General features: G+C 66.0%; 14 protein-coding genes. 4 read left to right on the forward strand and 10 right to left on the reverse strand.

Annotated elements, in window-relative coordinates; all coding sequences use genetic code 11:
- The first annotated feature begins 48 nt into the window (after positions 1–48).
- Positions 49–1,722 (forward strand): DNA repair protein RecN, encoded by a 1,674-nt coding sequence (gene recN / locus AC3WP6_RS08250; RefSeq protein WP_492627244.1) that lies wholly within the window; start codon positions 49–51, stop codon positions 1,720–1,722.
- A gap of 9 nt (positions 1,723–1,731) precedes the next feature.
- Here recN and AC3WP6_RS08255 read toward each other — a convergent pair whose 3' ends face one another.
- Positions 1,732–2,367: a response regulator gene (locus AC3WP6_RS08255; protein ID WP_492627245.1), complete on the reverse strand. Its 636-nt coding sequence runs from the start codon at positions 2,365–2,367 to the stop codon at positions 1,732–1,734.
- 77 nt (positions 2,368–2,444) lie between these two features.
- Here AC3WP6_RS08255 and AC3WP6_RS08260 point away from each other — a divergent pair, with 77 nt between their 5' ends.
- The gene (locus tag AC3WP6_RS08260) at positions 2,445–4,058 is read left to right on the forward strand and encodes an MASE1 domain-containing sensor histidine kinase (protein WP_492627246.1); all 1,614 of its coding nucleotides are present in this window, start codon (positions 2,445–2,447) and stop codon (positions 4,056–4,058) included.
- 264 nt (positions 4,059–4,322) lie between these two features.
- Here the strand turns inward: AC3WP6_RS08260 and fur are convergent, their stop codons facing one another.
- On the reverse strand, positions 4,323–4,745 hold the full coding sequence (gene fur, locus AC3WP6_RS08265) for a ferric iron uptake transcriptional regulator (RefSeq protein WP_492627247.1): 423 nt from the start codon (positions 4,743–4,745) through the stop codon (positions 4,323–4,325).
- Between the two features lie 77 nt (positions 4,746–4,822).
- Between fur and AC3WP6_RS08270 the strand changes: the two genes are divergently transcribed.
- The gene (locus tag AC3WP6_RS08270) at positions 4,823–5,293 is read left to right on the forward strand and encodes an outer membrane protein assembly factor BamE (RefSeq protein WP_492628662.1); all 471 of its coding nucleotides are present in this window, start codon (positions 4,823–4,825) and stop codon (positions 5,291–5,293) included.
- Between the two features lie 12 nt (positions 5,294–5,305).
- Here the strand turns inward: AC3WP6_RS08270 and AC3WP6_RS08275 are convergent, their stop codons facing one another.
- Positions 5,306–5,590, reverse strand: coding sequence for an RnfH family protein (locus AC3WP6_RS08275; RefSeq protein ID WP_492627248.1), 285 nt, complete (start codon positions 5,588–5,590; stop codon positions 5,306–5,308).
- Positions 5,583–6,011 (reverse strand): type II toxin-antitoxin system RatA family toxin, encoded by a 429-nt coding sequence (locus tag AC3WP6_RS08280; protein WP_492627249.1) that lies wholly within the window; start codon positions 6,009–6,011, stop codon positions 5,583–5,585. Before AC3WP6_RS08280 ends, AC3WP6_RS08275 begins: the two co-directional genes overlap by 8 nt.
- 140 nt (positions 6,012–6,151) lie before the next feature.
- On the opposite strand from AC3WP6_RS08280, the gene smpB reads away from it, so the two are divergent.
- Positions 6,152–6,643 carry an SsrA-binding protein SmpB gene (gene smpB, locus AC3WP6_RS08285; RefSeq protein ID WP_492627250.1) on the forward strand — a complete coding sequence of 164 codons (492 nt, stop codon included), beginning with the start codon at positions 6,152–6,154 and terminating at the stop codon, positions 6,641–6,643.
- Positions 6,644–6,652: 9 nt separating this feature from the next.
- Here the strand turns inward: smpB and AC3WP6_RS08290 are convergent, their stop codons facing one another.
- The 6 genes from AC3WP6_RS08290 to AC3WP6_RS08315 form a co-directional block, all read right to left on the reverse strand.
- On the reverse strand, positions 6,653–7,471 hold the full coding sequence (locus tag AC3WP6_RS08290; RefSeq protein WP_492627251.1) for a pirin family protein: 819 nt from the start codon (positions 7,469–7,471) through the stop codon (positions 6,653–6,655).
- Between the two features lie 71 nt (positions 7,472–7,542).
- Positions 7,543–8,595, reverse strand: coding sequence for an NADH:flavin oxidoreductase/NADH oxidase (locus AC3WP6_RS08295; protein ID WP_492627252.1), 1,053 nt, complete (start codon positions 8,593–8,595; stop codon positions 7,543–7,545).
- Between the two features lie 54 nt (positions 8,596–8,649).
- Positions 8,650–9,522: an alpha/beta hydrolase family protein gene (locus AC3WP6_RS08300; RefSeq protein ID WP_492627253.1), complete on the reverse strand. Its 873-nt coding sequence runs from the start codon at positions 9,520–9,522 to the stop codon at positions 8,650–8,652.
- A 65-nt stretch (positions 9,523–9,587) separates the two neighbouring features.
- Positions 9,588–9,797 (reverse strand): cold-shock protein, encoded by a 210-nt coding sequence (locus AC3WP6_RS08305; RefSeq protein ID WP_492627254.1) that lies wholly within the window; start codon positions 9,795–9,797, stop codon positions 9,588–9,590.
- 1,010 nt (positions 9,798–10,807) lie between these two features.
- On the reverse strand, positions 10,808–11,200 hold the full coding sequence (locus AC3WP6_RS08310) for an HU family DNA-binding protein (protein WP_492627255.1): 393 nt from the start codon (positions 11,198–11,200) through the stop codon (positions 10,808–10,810).
- Positions 11,201–11,309: 109 nt separating this feature from the next.
- The gene (locus AC3WP6_RS08315; protein ID WP_492627256.1) at positions 11,310–13,244 is read right to left on the reverse strand and encodes a formylglycine-generating enzyme family protein; all 1,935 of its coding nucleotides are present in this window, start codon (positions 13,242–13,244) and stop codon (positions 11,310–11,312) included.
- Positions 13,245–13,318 lie beyond the last annotated feature (74 nt).

A 13,318-nucleotide genomic window follows, 5' to 3' on the forward strand; every position in this document is an offset into this window, starting at 1 on the left:
CCTGCCGCTACAATCATTCGTCACCTGTCGGCCGGACGCCAGCCCGCCATGCTTACCTCGCTTTACGTTCGCCAATTCGCCGTCGTCGCAAGCGCCGAGATCGGCTTCGGCCCCGGCCTGACCGTGGTCAGCGGTGAAACCGGCGCCGGCAAGTCACTGCTGGTCGACGCGCTGCTGCTGCTGGCCGGCGCACGCGCCGACAGCGGCATGGTGCGCGCCGGCAGCGAGCGCGCGGAGTTGTCCGCCGAATTTGCTCTCGCCGCAGCGCCGGCGGCACGCGCATGGCTCGCCCGCGCCGAACTGGACGACGGGGATGCCTGCCAGCTGCGCCGCGTCATCCGCGCCGAAGGCAGCTCCAAGGCGTGGATCAACGGCCGCCCGGCCAGCGCCACCCAGTTGGGCGAGCTGGCCGCGTTGCTGGTGGAAATCCACGGCCAGCATGAACATCAGGCGCTGCTGTCGCGGGCCCATCAGCTGGCGTTGCTGGACGCCTATGCCGGCAACGAAACCCTGCTCACCAGCGCGCGTCAATTGGCCGCCCGCTGGCGCGAACTTGGCGCCCACATCGAACGCCTGTCCGGCGGTGAAAACCGCGCCGAGCACATCGACCTGCTGCGCCATGAACTGGCCGAGCTGGATCAATGGGCGCTGGCGCCCGAAGCGCTGGCCGAACTCGAGGCCAGCCACAAGCGGCTGGCAAACGCCGACCGTCTCGCCGAAGGCTCCGCCAGCGTCGTCGACCTGCTGGACGGCGACAGCGAGTTCGCGTTACGCCGCGCCCTGGGTCGCGCCCACGCCGAACTTGGCAAACTCGCCGCGATCGACCCTGCCCTCGCCCCGACCGTGGAGCTGCTCGACAACGCCGCGATCCAGCTTGGCGAAGCCACCGATGCGCTCGGCCGCTACGCGCAGGACATCGACCTCGACCCCGAACGCTTCGCCCAGGTGGACGATCACCTCGCCCATTTGCATGAGCTCGCGCGTCGTCACCACGTGCCGCTGAACGAGCTGCAGACCAAAGGCGAGTCGCTGCGGACGGAATTGGACGAACTCGAAGGTGCCGGTGAAGCGCTTGGCAAGCTGGCCGCCGAGCGCGAACGCGTGCAGGCCGACTATGCGCAGGTCGCTGCGGCACTCGGTGCCGCCCGTGGCAAATCCGCGGCGCGGCTCGGCAAGGAAGTCAGTGCGCTGATGGGCGAGCTCGGCATGACCGGCGGCGTGCTGCAAGTGGCGCTGGAACCTACCGCCAGCCTGGAGCCGGATGCCCAGGGACGCGAACGTTGCGAACTCATGGTCAGCGCCAACCCGGGGCAGCCGCTGCGACCGTTGCGCAAGGTCGCCTCCGGCGGCGAGCTGGCGCGCATCAGCCTCGCTATCGAGGTGGCCACGCTCGGCAAAAGCCCGATCGGCACCATGGTGTTCGACGAGGTCGACGCCGGCATCGGTGGCGCGGTGGCCGAGGTCGTCGGCCAAAAGCTGCGCACGCTGGGCGCCCAGTGCCAGGTGTTGTGCGTCACCCACCTGCCGCAGGTTGCCGCACAGGGCCACGCCCACCTGCACGTCAGCAAGCACAGCGCCAACGGCGAAACCCGCACCTTGATCGAAGTACTCGATGCCGAAGGCCGGCGCAACGAGCTGGCCCGTATGCTGGGCGGGGTGGAAATTACCCGTGAAACCCGCGCCCACGCCAAACAGATGCTGGCGCACGCGCAAGCCGATTGAAGCGCCTGGTCAACCAGCAGCCGAGAGCAGACCGCGCTCGCTCGCCATGCGGTACAGCTCCAGCTCCGAGCCGGCATTGAGCTTGCCCATCACGCTGGCGCGGTGGATGTAGACGGTCTTCTGGCCGATGCCAAGCTCGGCAGCCACCTGTTTCGGCGTGCGGCCGCGCGCCAAGAGCAAGAACACCTCGTGTTCGCGCGCCGTGAGCCGATGCAGGGGGTCCAGCGTCGATTCCGGCTGCTCGGCGCGGCGCTGGCGCAGATCCGAACTCAGGAACTCCTCCCCCTGCATCACTGCGCGCAGGCCGGCGACCAGCTCCTCGGGCGCCACGCCCTTGGTCACGTAGCCGCTGGCGCCGCGCCGCAGGGCTTCGGAAACGTAAGGCTCACCGTCATGCATGCTGAGCACCACGATGCGCGTTGCGGGTGCCACGCTGCGCAAATGCTCGATCAGTGGCAAGCCGCTGCCGTCCGGCAGGGAAAGGTCCACTGCCACAAGATCCGGATGCTGCTGCGCCACCGCCTCCACGGCATCGTCCGCCGTGCGGCACTCGGCCACAACCTGCAGGTCGGGTTCCAACCCGATCAGGCGCTTGAACCCTTCGCGGACGATGGCGTGGTCGTCGACCAGCACGATGCTGTACATGCTTCCTACTCTACACACCGCAGCGCCTTGGCGCCGATGCCCGAAGTTAGGCTGCCGCGCCGTGTACCATCGTGCGGATGTCCCCCACGCCCTACCGCCTGCTGCAATCCGGCCCACTGCTCGGCGCGGGCTATTTCACGCTGTGGCTCCTGCTGTGGCCTACCGCCGAGCCGTATTGGATGCTGCCGTATGGCGTGCGTTTTGCTGCCTTGCTGCTATGGCCGGTGCGACGCTGGGGCTGGGTGATCGGCGCGGAGCTGACGGCCAGTGCGGTGATGAGCCTGCACCTGGGTCTGCCAATGGGATGGCGCGGTTATTTCCTGGGCGCATGGCCCGAGCCGCTGGCCACCGCTGGCGGGTTGTGGGTGCTGCGGCGGCTCAACCCGCATGCAGTCGCCAACCTGCACAACCCCCAGGAAACCGCACGCCTGCTGCTTGCGGCCGCCCTCGTGGTGTCGGGCACTACCGCGGTCGACATGGGCATCATGACCGGCCTTCACACCAGCATCGCCAACGCCGCAATGCGGCAAGCCCTGGGCTATGAGCTCCTGGGCGGATATCTCGGCGTATTGCTGGTGGTGCCGGTGACGGTGCTGTTGCTGCGTGCACCGCCGGGTCGCAGCGAGCTTGCGGCGTTGCTGCTCGATGGTTTGCTGGTGATGCTGCCGGTGCTGGCGATCCTGCTGGTGCTCTCCGACCGCCTCGCGCCGCAGCCGCAGTTTGTGCGCGCACTGTCACTCGCGCCGGTGTTGTTCTTTGCCTTCCGCCACGGCTGGCGTGGCGCCAGCCTTGCGATGGCAGCATCGGCATTTGGCACCGCCTTGCTCGATCAGCGCTTCGGCTACGATCCGTCGGCCGCCAGCTACCTGTTTTTTGCCGTCGCCGGTACCGGCATCTTGATGCTCGGTTCGGCCACCGACGCCCTGCGCCGCAGCAAGCGGCGGGTGGCCGAGCAAAACACCCATCTGGCCGCTGCCAACCGTCGTCTTGACCAGCTTGCCCGCCAGTTGCGCACGGCGGCACGCGGCAACCTGCAAGCCGACGAGGAACAGCGCCGCCACCTGGCCGCCGAGCTGCACGACGAACTCGGCCAAAACATCACCGCCATCCAGACCCACGTGAAACTGGCGCAGACCCGGCTGCAGCAAGCGGGCATGCAGGACATCAGTACTTCGATCAACGGCATCCTCGCGCATATGCGGCGCGCACTGCATCGGCTGCTGGACGACCTGCGGCCAGCCGTACTCGATGAATTCGGGTTGTTGCGCGCGCTGGATGAGGGTCCGATCCGCGACTTGTTCCATGCCGCCGGCATCCGCTACCACACTGAGCTTCACGGCGACCCGCGACTGCTTGACGACGACACCCGCACCACGATCTATCGACTGGCACAGGAAAGCGCGACCAACACGGTGAAACATGCCGGCGCCAGCGAATTTCGCCTGCGCCTGCGCGTCGGCGAGCGCGCTGGTGGGGTGCTCGCCCTGCTCGACCTGCGTGACGACGGCGTTGGTCTGCCCGGCACCCTGCGCAGTGCGCATGCCGACGGCGGACGCGGTTTGCAAGGCATGCGCAATCGGGTCACGTCGCTCGGCGGCGTATTCCGCCTGCGGCCGGAGACACGTGGTGTTCATCTGCACGTATTGCTGCGCTGCGCCACGGAGTCCGACGGCAACCTTTCGCCGATATAGGAAATTTTCCGATACACAGCCTGTAAAGGCTTCGTTACGATCCAGTCATCGATGTGGGGGAGCCGCCATCGCAAGATGGCGTACCGGGGTCCTCGTGGGGACGGTGGCCCCGGACAGATGGCAGGATGCCGTCTTGTCGTTACCTTGGATGCGTCGGCTCGTTGCGAGCAACTCGCCCTGCCGGATATCCAGTCAGGTACCGAAACGATCGCGAGGTGGACAGGAGTCCTCCCTCGCGATTTTTTTGTGCCGCGTGGCGGCCTTTCAGGCTTTGCGGGTGCGCGTTTTCGGCCGCACATACAGCACCAGGCTGTGATCCTCGATCACGTAGCCGTGGCGCGCGGCGATTTCGTGCTGCAGACGCTCGATCTCTTCGCTGACGAACTCGATCACTTTTCCGCTGTCGATATCCACCATGTGATCGTGGTGCTGGCCGCGGTCGAGCTCGTAGACGGCTTGCCCGCCTTCGAAGTTGTGCTTGATGAGGATGCCGGCTGCCTCGAACTGGGTCAGCACGCGATACACGGTTGCCAGGCCGATGTCTTCCTGATCGGCAAGCAGGCGTTTGTAGATGTCTTCGGCCGAAAGATGGCTGCCCGATTCGTCGTCGAAGATTTGCAGGATGCGCATGCGCGGGTGCGTGACCTTGAGGCCGACCCTGCGCAACTCTTTGGTTTCCTGTTCCACCGTTGCACCTCCGTCGGCTTGGCGCTGCCAAGCCGTAGTGTATCATCCGATACTTTCACGATCTGGACGTGACACGCATGCACAAGCTGTTTTCCCTGCCGGTCGTCGCCGCGCTCGCGCTGGTTGTTTCCGGTTGCCATCTGGTCTACACGCCGGACGTGCGTCAGGGCAACCTGTTCGACAAGACCATCGACCAAAAGGCGGTGGATCAGCTCAAGCCGGGGTTGACCAAGCGTCAGGTACTGGTGCTGCTGGGTACGCCGTCGGTCACTTCGCCGTTTGACCAGAGCCGCTGGGATTATGTCTCCACCTACTCGCATCGCGGCGGCAAGATAAATGTGAGCACGCTGAGCTTGTATTTCACCAGCGACACCCTGGCGCGGGTCGAAGGCAACGCGTTCATCGAAAGCAACAAGAACCTGCTCAAGGAAAGCAAGAAGTTCAACGTCGATTACCCGGTCAACGACAAGGGTGGCGACAAGGACACCAGTGACAAGGACAGCAAGGATGCCGGCACGCCCATGGGCGGAGCCAGTGGCAAGCACTGACGTCGACGCGGATCAGAGGCCGCTGGCGCGACGCCTGCGCGCAGCCATCGGATCAAACGTCAGCGAGCGGTAGATCTCGATCCGTTCTCCATCGCGCAGTACCCGGTCCAGCCTTACCGGGTGCGCGTAAATGCCGACGCGCAGCGGTTGCACCACATCGGCCGGCAACTCGACCAGCACGCCGGAGACTTCGAGCGCTTGCCCGACCGTGCTTCCCACAGCGACGTCGAGCTTGCACCGCCAGCAACGGTCGACTCCGGCATGCACGATCTCCACCGTGATGTGAGGCTCAGGCATGGGCCTGGTCCGCGACCTTGCAGAAGTCGTCCACCATGCGGTTGGCCAGGCCCTGAAAGCCCAGCTTGAGCACGCTGCCGCCGATGCCGGCGTAATCGAAGTCGAGCGCCAGTGCCACCTTGCAACCATCGCCACCAAGCGCGGTAAAGGTCCACACGCCGTCCAGCGAGCGCAACGGGCCATCGACCAGGCGGACGTCGATGCGATGCGGACGGTCGGCGGTATTGCGCGTGGTGAAATGGTGCCTGAGGCCGGCAAAACGCAGATCCAGCCGCGCCACCAGCACGCTGCCCTCGCGCTCGATCACGCTGCTGGAGGAGCACCACGCGAAGTGCTTTGGGTATGCTTCCACCCCATCGACCAAATCGAACATCTGCTCCGGCGAGTGACGCACCAGCGCGCTGCGGCGAATTTCGATCACGACATCCTCTTGATTTGTGCCCGCCTCCGTGCCGGCAGGGATCAAGCAAGCGCCCATCCCTGGACGCACTCTCAACACAAGCGTTGCCCCAGCCGGGGCGACGGGCAACGCGGCCGCCAAAGGCCGGAAGTTTAGCGGACATGGCCAAGAGCAAGGACAAGGACACCAAGGGCACCGGCACCATCGCGCTCAACAAGCGCGCGCGTTTCGAATACCACATCGATCAGCGCTTCGAAGCCGGTGTGGCCCTGCAGGGCTGGGAACTCAAATCGCTGCGCGCCGGGCGCATCAACTTCGGCGACGGCTACGCGATCATCATCAAGGGCGAAGTGTTCCTGGTCGGCGCCTCGATTCCGCCGCTGGTCAGCGCCTCCACCCACGTGATTGCGGAGGATCGCCGCACGCGCAAGCTGCTGCTGCATCGCAAGGAGATCGACACTTTGATCGGCGCGGTGGAACGCAAGGGTTACACCCTCGTGCCCACGGCCATGTATTGGAAAAACGGCAAGGTCAAAGTTGAAATCGGCCTGGCGCGCGGCAAGCAGGAGCACGACAAGCGCGACACCGAGAAGGCCCGCGACTGGCAGATCGAGAAGCAGCGCACCATGCGCGCGCACAACCGCACCACCTGACGCCACACGTCAACCCGGCGGCAATGGCAGCGCATCGTCCTCTTCGCCCGGCACCATCGCGAAGCGTCCTTCGCGCCAATCGGCCTTGGCCTGTTCGATGCGCCCGGGCGTGCTGGCGACGAAGTTCCACCACAGCCGGCGATCGCCATCGAGCGGGGCGCCGCCAAGCAACATGACGCGACTGGCTTCGCGTGCACGCAGCGGCGCCGCTCGCCCGGCAAGCTGCACCGCAAACTGATCCTCGGCCAAGTTTGCGTCACCCCACGCCACGCGGCCCTCAATCACATGGACGCCGCATTCGGGGTGTTCCGCGGGCAACGGCAATTCCGCACCGGTCTGCAGGCGCGCCTCGGCAAAGAACATCGGCGCAAACACCTTGACCGGCGAACGCTCGCCCCAGGCAGTGCCGGCAATCAGCACTACCTCCATGCCGTCACGCATCACGTGCGGCAGCTCGCCCGCCTCATGGTGATGGAATTCGGGCGCCATCTCCGCGTCCGCCTGCGGCAAAGCCACCCATATCTGGATGCCGTGCAACCGATGCGGCTGGGCCAGCACCGACGGCGGCGTGCGCTCCGAATGGGTGATGCCGCGACCGGCCGTCATCCAGTTCACCGCACCGGGCGTGATGTCGACCACGCTGCCCAGGCTGTCGCGATGGCGTACTTCACCTTCGAGCAACCAGGTGACGGTAGCCAGGCCGATGTGCGGATGCGGGCGTACGTTGATGCCGCGCTCCGGCGGGAAATCCGCCGGCCCCATGTGGTCGTAAAACACGATCGGGCCGACGCGTCGCGCCTGCAGCACCGGCAACATGCGGCTTACCATGAAGCCATCCCCCAGGTCGTGTGTTCTCCCTTGCAGCAACAGTGGTGATGTGGCCACCGGAATCCCCTCCTTCACCAGGCACGCTGATATGGCTCAGGCGGTGTGATGGGCGCGCCAAGTTCGCGCGCGGCACGGCGGGGAAAATACGGATCGCGCAAACTCTCGCGGGCCACGAGCACCACGTCCGCGCGACCGTCGGCAATGATCGCTTGCGCCTGTTGCGGTGAGTCGATCAGGCCGACAGCACCAGTGGCCACGCCGGCTTCGCGCCGAATGCGTTCGGCAAACGGCACTTGATAACCCGGCGCCACCGGTATCACCGCGTGTGGCACCAGACCGCCACTGGAAACATCCACCAGATCAACGCCCAGGGTTTTCACCTGGGTGGCAAGACGCACGCTCTGCTCGATCTCCCAACCCTCAGCGGCCCAGTCGGTGGCCGAAATGCGCAGCCACAGTGGCAACTGCTGTGGCCAGACTTCACGCACGGCCGTGATCACCTCGCGCGTGAGGCGCGTGCGGCCATCGAAATCCCCACCCCAGGCATCGTCGCGCCGATTGCTCAACGGTGATAGGAACTGGTGCAAGAGATAACCATGCGCGGCGTGCAATTCGAGCACGCGAAACCCAGCTGCCAGCGCACGGGCTGCCGCCGCACGAAACTCGTCGATGACACGTCGAATGCCATCGGCATCCAGCGTGGACGGTGCGGCATAGCCAATGTCGTACGCCAGCGCGGAAGGCGCCAACGTCGGCCATGCGCCAAGCCGCATGGGGCCACCACCTTCCCATGGGCGGCGCACGCTGGCCTTGCGCCCGGCATGCGCGAGCTGCACGCCGGGCACGGCGCCGTGTTCGGCGATGAACGCCACGATCGGCCGCCAGGCGGCAACCTGGGCATCGTTCCACAAGCCGACATCGCCGGCCGAAATCCGCCCCGCCGGCGAGATGGCGGCCGCTTCGGTAAAGACCAGCCCGGCGCCGCCCACCGCACGACTGCCCAGGTGCACGAGGTGCCAGGCATTGGGCACGCCATCAGTGGCCGAGTACTGGCACATCGGCGACACCACGATGCGATTGCGCAAGCGCACCTCGCGTTGCGACAGCTCGTCAAACAGATTCATGCGAATACCGGATCAGCGTCATCCCGTGCAAGGTGCCGGCACGCCGCGGCAACATCAAGGGGCGCGGTCGGCGGCCATCCAGCCGGCAATATGGCGCGCCACCGCTTCCGGCGCCTGCATCCAGCTGAAATGGTCGGCGGCCACGCCGTCGAGGTCGGCGGGTGCCAATACCTGGTGCCGACGGGCGGCAAGCGGCATGCGACGCAGCAGCCAATCCAGCGAACCGGCCGGGCCGAGCCAGTCGTCGCGCAAGCGCAAGCCGAGCACCGGCTGCGTCAACCCGGCGAGGCGCGCACGGAAATCCGTCGACATGCCGTGCACGACATAGCGGCCGCGCCGTCCGGAGCGCGCCCAGTCGCCGGTGACGCCACGCGCTTCGTTGCCGGCAAAGCCGAGCCATCGTCCCGGCAGGTGCCCGCATGCCGCCGCCAGCCACGGCGCCGCCACGTAGCCGAGCCCAATCCACGGTGCGCGGCGAAAACGCCGCCAATACGGCGCGCCACTGGCTACCAGGGCGATGCCGGAGACATGCTGCGGATGCAGCGCGGCGTGCAGGCAAGCGAGCTGGCCGCCGAGACTGTGTCCGCCGACACAAAGGCGAATGCCAGGCCATCGCGCGCTGGCGGTCGCCATGCCGGCGGGCAAATCCAGCTCCAGCAACTCGCGATAACCCCAATTGCTGCGCCAGCCGGCGCGCACGCTGCTGGAACCGATCCCGCGCCATTCGTGGACCGCAACGGCCACATCATGGCTGGCCAGCGCCTGTGCCAACGGCAGGTAGTGACGTGCGGAGACGCCCATCGCCGGCAGCCAGTACAACATCGCCACCGGCACTCGCCGCGGCGCCACGCACAGCAGTTCGAAGCGCGCGCCATCGGCGGGCAGCACTGGCAGGGCGGTGGGCGTGATAATCGAAAGATCGGACATGCGGCAGCCTCGGCGCCAAGAAAAAGGCCGGCGCATGCCGGCCTTTTTCCATCCGGTTTGGCAGCTCAGGCGAGCTGCACTTCTTCGGCCTGCAGACCCTTTTGGCCCTGCACCACCTTGAACGTCACCTTCTGGCCTTCCTGCAGGCTGCGGAAGCCCGTGCCGACGATGGCACGGAAATGCACAAACACGTCAGGGCCATTCTCGCGGCTGATGAAACCGAACCCCTTCGCGTCGTTGAACCACTTGACGGTACCTGTTTCGCGATCCGACATGACTCACTCCGATCCATTGCTAACACTTGAGACAAACCGACTCAGCAAGTCGGCGGCTGGCTGGGATGCCGGGATCGGGTGTAGCGACATGGAATAGCGTTTCCGTGACGGGCACGCGCGTGCCTAGCAAACACAGCGCTGGCAAGCATAGCGGAAAATTTCCGTCGCATGCGATATGTCAAGGGCACTTTCGGACTAGCCGTTTGACGACCGAAACCAGGCGCATACAACAAAACCGTTTTGCGGTAGTCCGCCCCGGTGGTTTATTGACCCTGCTGGGGTTTCATGCGCCATAAACCGGCGCCAAACCCGCTGCCACTGCAGCTGGTATTTCCGTTATCCGCGTACCTGCAGGCAACCATCCCGTCGAAGTCGCAGGCCGGGCTCAACGCCTTGTCGGTACCGGGCGGTCTGGGAGTTGGATCGATCACGGCGGCCCCTATCAACGGCGCACGACGCGCGTTGCGCCGATGCTCCCTGCCACCGCTGCCCCTATCATGGCCACCGGTTTTTCGATCTGGGTGCCCTACTTGAACCTGCACCGTCTGCTTTGTCTTTGCGGCTGCCTGCTGCTTGCCGCCTGTGCAGCGCCGCGCCCGCAAGCACCGCCGCCGCCAACCACAGCGGAAGAGACCGGTGTATCCGCTTGCGACCAGTACCTTGCGCATTACGTGGCTTGCCACCACACCGCAGGTATTTTCCCCGCCAACCAGTTGCAGGCCCATTACCAAAGCATGCGCACGAGCCTGCGTGACGCCGCCGCCGACCCACGGACACGCCCCTACCTTGCAGCGCGTTGCCGCATATTGACGACCCAGCTGGAACAAGTCTTGCAAGGACGCAGCTGCGACGCTACGCCGGTCGCGCCACCCCACTGACCCACCGCTGTGCAGAACCCGAGGCGGTCCTTCGCAACGACCACCCGCGTTCACGCGCGACGCCCCGCATGACATGACAAGGGCCGCATCAGCGGCCCTTGTCATGTAAACGATCGGTGCAACCCGCGCGTATCAGACCGCGGCGTCCTTGAGCTTCTTCAACGGACGCACCTTGACCTTGACGGTTGCCGGCTTGGCCGCAAACACCTGCTCTTGCTTGGTGAACGGATTGATGCCGGTGCGCTTCGGCTTGGCCGGCACCTTGACCGCGTTGACCTTGAACAGGCCGGGCAGCGTGAACTGGCCGGCGCCCTTCTTGTTCACGGCACCGAGCACCGTCTGCTCAAGCGCCGCCAGCACCGCCTTGACGTGCTTGGTATCGACGCCCGCCTGCGCGGCGAGATGCGTGATGAGACCGGACTTGGTCAACGTTTCCTTGATCGGTTTGACGGCAGCGGGGGCGGCTTTCGGCGCCGGCTTCGCGGCCTTGGCAGGGGCTTTCTTGGCAGTGGTCTTGGTAGCCATGGGCATCCATCGTGATAAGTCGAGACACCGCCCCCCGTGGGGCGATGGCCATGCGGCCCGCACAATCTACGCGAATTTCGCGGTCATGGCGCATTTTTCCCACACGAAATCACAATCCGCGGATCACGCGAAAGCCGACGCGGCCGCTGCGCACGTCGGCGTTGGCGCCTTGCCGCCACGCCGAGCGGGCCTGTTCGGGCGAGCTCCCCCACGAACCGCCGCGCAGCACGTGCACGCTGCACCCCGGGTTGAGCCACGCACTGCCGTCGCCCGGCGCATGCACGAAGTTGTCGTGCCAGCAGTCGGCCACCCACTCGCTGACGTTGCCCCCCATGTCGTACAGGCCGAACGGATTGGCCGCAAAGCTCATCACCGGCGCCGGCCCCCAATAGCCATCGCCGTAATCGTGAAACGCGTGGCTCCAGCGTCTGCCGCTGGGCGAACGATCCTTTGCGCCAGTGAGATTTTCGACCCGCGATGTAGGCGTGCCGTCGCCCCACCAGTAACGGGTTTGCGTACCGCCACGCAGCGCATACGCAAACTCGGCTTCGCTCGGCAGCCGATACGGCTTGCCGGTACGCTGGCTGAGCCAATCCGCGTAGGCCTTTGCGTCATTCCACGACAGGTTGACCACCGGAAGGTTGTCGGCCGCCCGCCGCGCGGCGTAGTCGTCCTTCCACGTAGCACGCCCCTCGTCGCGCATCACGCCGCTGCGCTCGTCGTACACGCTGGCGCCGCCGAGGCGCACCGAATCGGGCACGTATCCACTGACGCGCACAAACTCACGGAACTGGCCAACCGTGATCGCACTGCGCGCCATCGCAAACCCGCGCGCTACGGTAACCCGATGCTGCGGCAACTCCGCCGCATGCCGGTTGCCATCGTCGGCAGCCCCCATCAGAAACGTCCCGGTCGGAATCACCACCATCGCCGGCGATTGCCCCGGCAGGTCGACATAGCGATCAGTGAACACCTGCCCCGGCTTGTGCCCCGCGTAAACCTCGGCATCTGCAATGCGCTGCGCAAAATCGGCCAGCCCGGCGAACTGCGGATCGAGCGTGCGCACCTGTGCGGCAAGGCTCCTCGCCAACGCAATGTTGCCGGCATCGAGCGCGCTGCGCGCCTGCATGAGCACGCCTTCCGCACGCGAGCTGCGCATGCCCGCGATGCGCGCGCGCACGTCGTGCCATTGCTGGGAACCGGGGCGGATCGCCTGCGCTGCGGCCAGCACCTTGTCGGCGCCGGCAAAATCGTTCTGCGCCACCGCTGCCAGGGCACGGTCAAGCACCACGCGCTGCACATCCAGCACCCCCTGCTCCGCCACCGCATTGTGTGGATCGAGCTGCTGCACCTGACGGTAGATGTCCAATGCACTGCGCCCACGGGGTTGGTCGGCCCGACCCTGTTGCAGCAGACCGGCCGCCCGCGCGAGCAGCGGTCGCACCTGCGCCAGCGTTGCCAACGAAGCCTCTAGGTGGGCAACGTCCTGCTCGCTGGCGGGCAAGGTGCGCAACGCCGCCAGCTGTACGGTGGCATCTTCGGCATTGCCCAGGGTGATATCGCGCTCGGTCTGGGCGATCAGGCGTGCACGCACATCGATCACGCCCCGGGCAGCGCGCCGGCTGTCCGGTTTGGCCTTGGCGGCGGCCAGAAACAAGGCCGCGGCTCCCTCCTTCGCGTCGGCGAGGCGCCCTTCTGCCAGCGCCTTGTCGGCGCGATCCAGCAGCGCACGCAACTTTGGCGGGTCGGGCGTCAGCTGTCGGGGCAACGCCGGGGTACCCCGCTTCAAGCGCGCAGCGATCACCGCGGTGGGTGCCAGCGTCAGCGGCGGCCCCGCGTTCAACTCATCGGTTGCCCGCTCGTCAGGCACGGCAACCTGCGGTGCGCCACCGCCGGTTGCCACCGCCACGGAACGCTCGGGTTGCAATGGCGCCGCATGAAACAGTGACGGAAAGAAGTGATAGCCAAGACCGAACGCCAGCACGATCACGCCGACCGTACCGCCGAGCTTGCGTTGACGATCCAACGAGCGGTTGTTCGGCATGCCTGGGCGTTTCCTGATCGGCCTGTTATCGTTTTCGACCACCTTATGTCAGCACCCGCCAACGGGGCAAACCG

The sequence above is a fragment of the Rhodanobacter sp. FW106-HT46G03 genome (genome assembly GCF_058789895.1).

What these genes read in the sequence shown, in the direction of transcription:
- AC3WP6_RS08305 (WP_492627254.1), bottom strand. Translation starts at nt 9,797, where the DNA reads ATGTCGGATCGCGAAACAGGTACCGTCAAGTGGTTCAACGACGCGAAG.
- AC3WP6_RS08310 (WP_492627255.1), bottom strand. Translation starts at nt 11,200, where the DNA reads ATGGCTACCAAGACCACTGCCAAGAAAGCCCCTGCCAAGGCCGCGAAG.
- recN (WP_492627244.1), top strand. Translation starts at nt 49, where the DNA reads ATGCTTACCTCGCTTTACGTTCGCCAATTCGCCGTCGTCGCAAGCGCC.
- smpB (WP_492627250.1), top strand. Translation starts at nt 6,152, where the DNA reads ATGGCCAAGAGCAAGGACAAGGACACCAAGGGCACCGGCACCATCGCG.
- AC3WP6_RS08290 (WP_492627251.1), bottom strand. Translation starts at nt 7,471, where the DNA reads ATGGTAAGCCGCATGTTGCCGGTGCTGCAGGCGCGACGCGTCGGCCCG.
- AC3WP6_RS08295 (WP_492627252.1), bottom strand. Translation starts at nt 8,595, where the DNA reads ATGAATCTGTTTGACGAGCTGTCGCAACGCGAGGTGCGCTTGCGCAAT.
- AC3WP6_RS08300 (WP_492627253.1), bottom strand. Translation starts at nt 9,522, where the DNA reads ATGTCCGATCTTTCGATTATCACGCCCACCGCCCTGCCAGTGCTGCCC.
- AC3WP6_RS08315 (WP_492627256.1), bottom strand. Translation starts at nt 13,244, where the DNA reads ATGCCGAACAACCGCTCGTTGGATCGTCAACGCAAGCTCGGCGGTACG.
- AC3WP6_RS08270 (WP_492628662.1), top strand. Translation starts at nt 4,823, where the DNA reads ATGCACAAGCTGTTTTCCCTGCCGGTCGTCGCCGCGCTCGCGCTGGTT.
- AC3WP6_RS08275 (WP_492627248.1), bottom strand. Translation starts at nt 5,590, where the DNA reads ATGCCTGAGCCTCACATCACGGTGGAGATCGTGCATGCCGGAGTCGAC.
- AC3WP6_RS08260 (WP_492627246.1), top strand. Translation starts at nt 2,445, where the DNA reads ATGTCCCCCACGCCCTACCGCCTGCTGCAATCCGGCCCACTGCTCGGC.
- AC3WP6_RS08255 (WP_492627245.1), bottom strand. Translation starts at nt 2,367, where the DNA reads ATGTACAGCATCGTGCTGGTCGACGACCACGCCATCGTCCGCGAAGGG.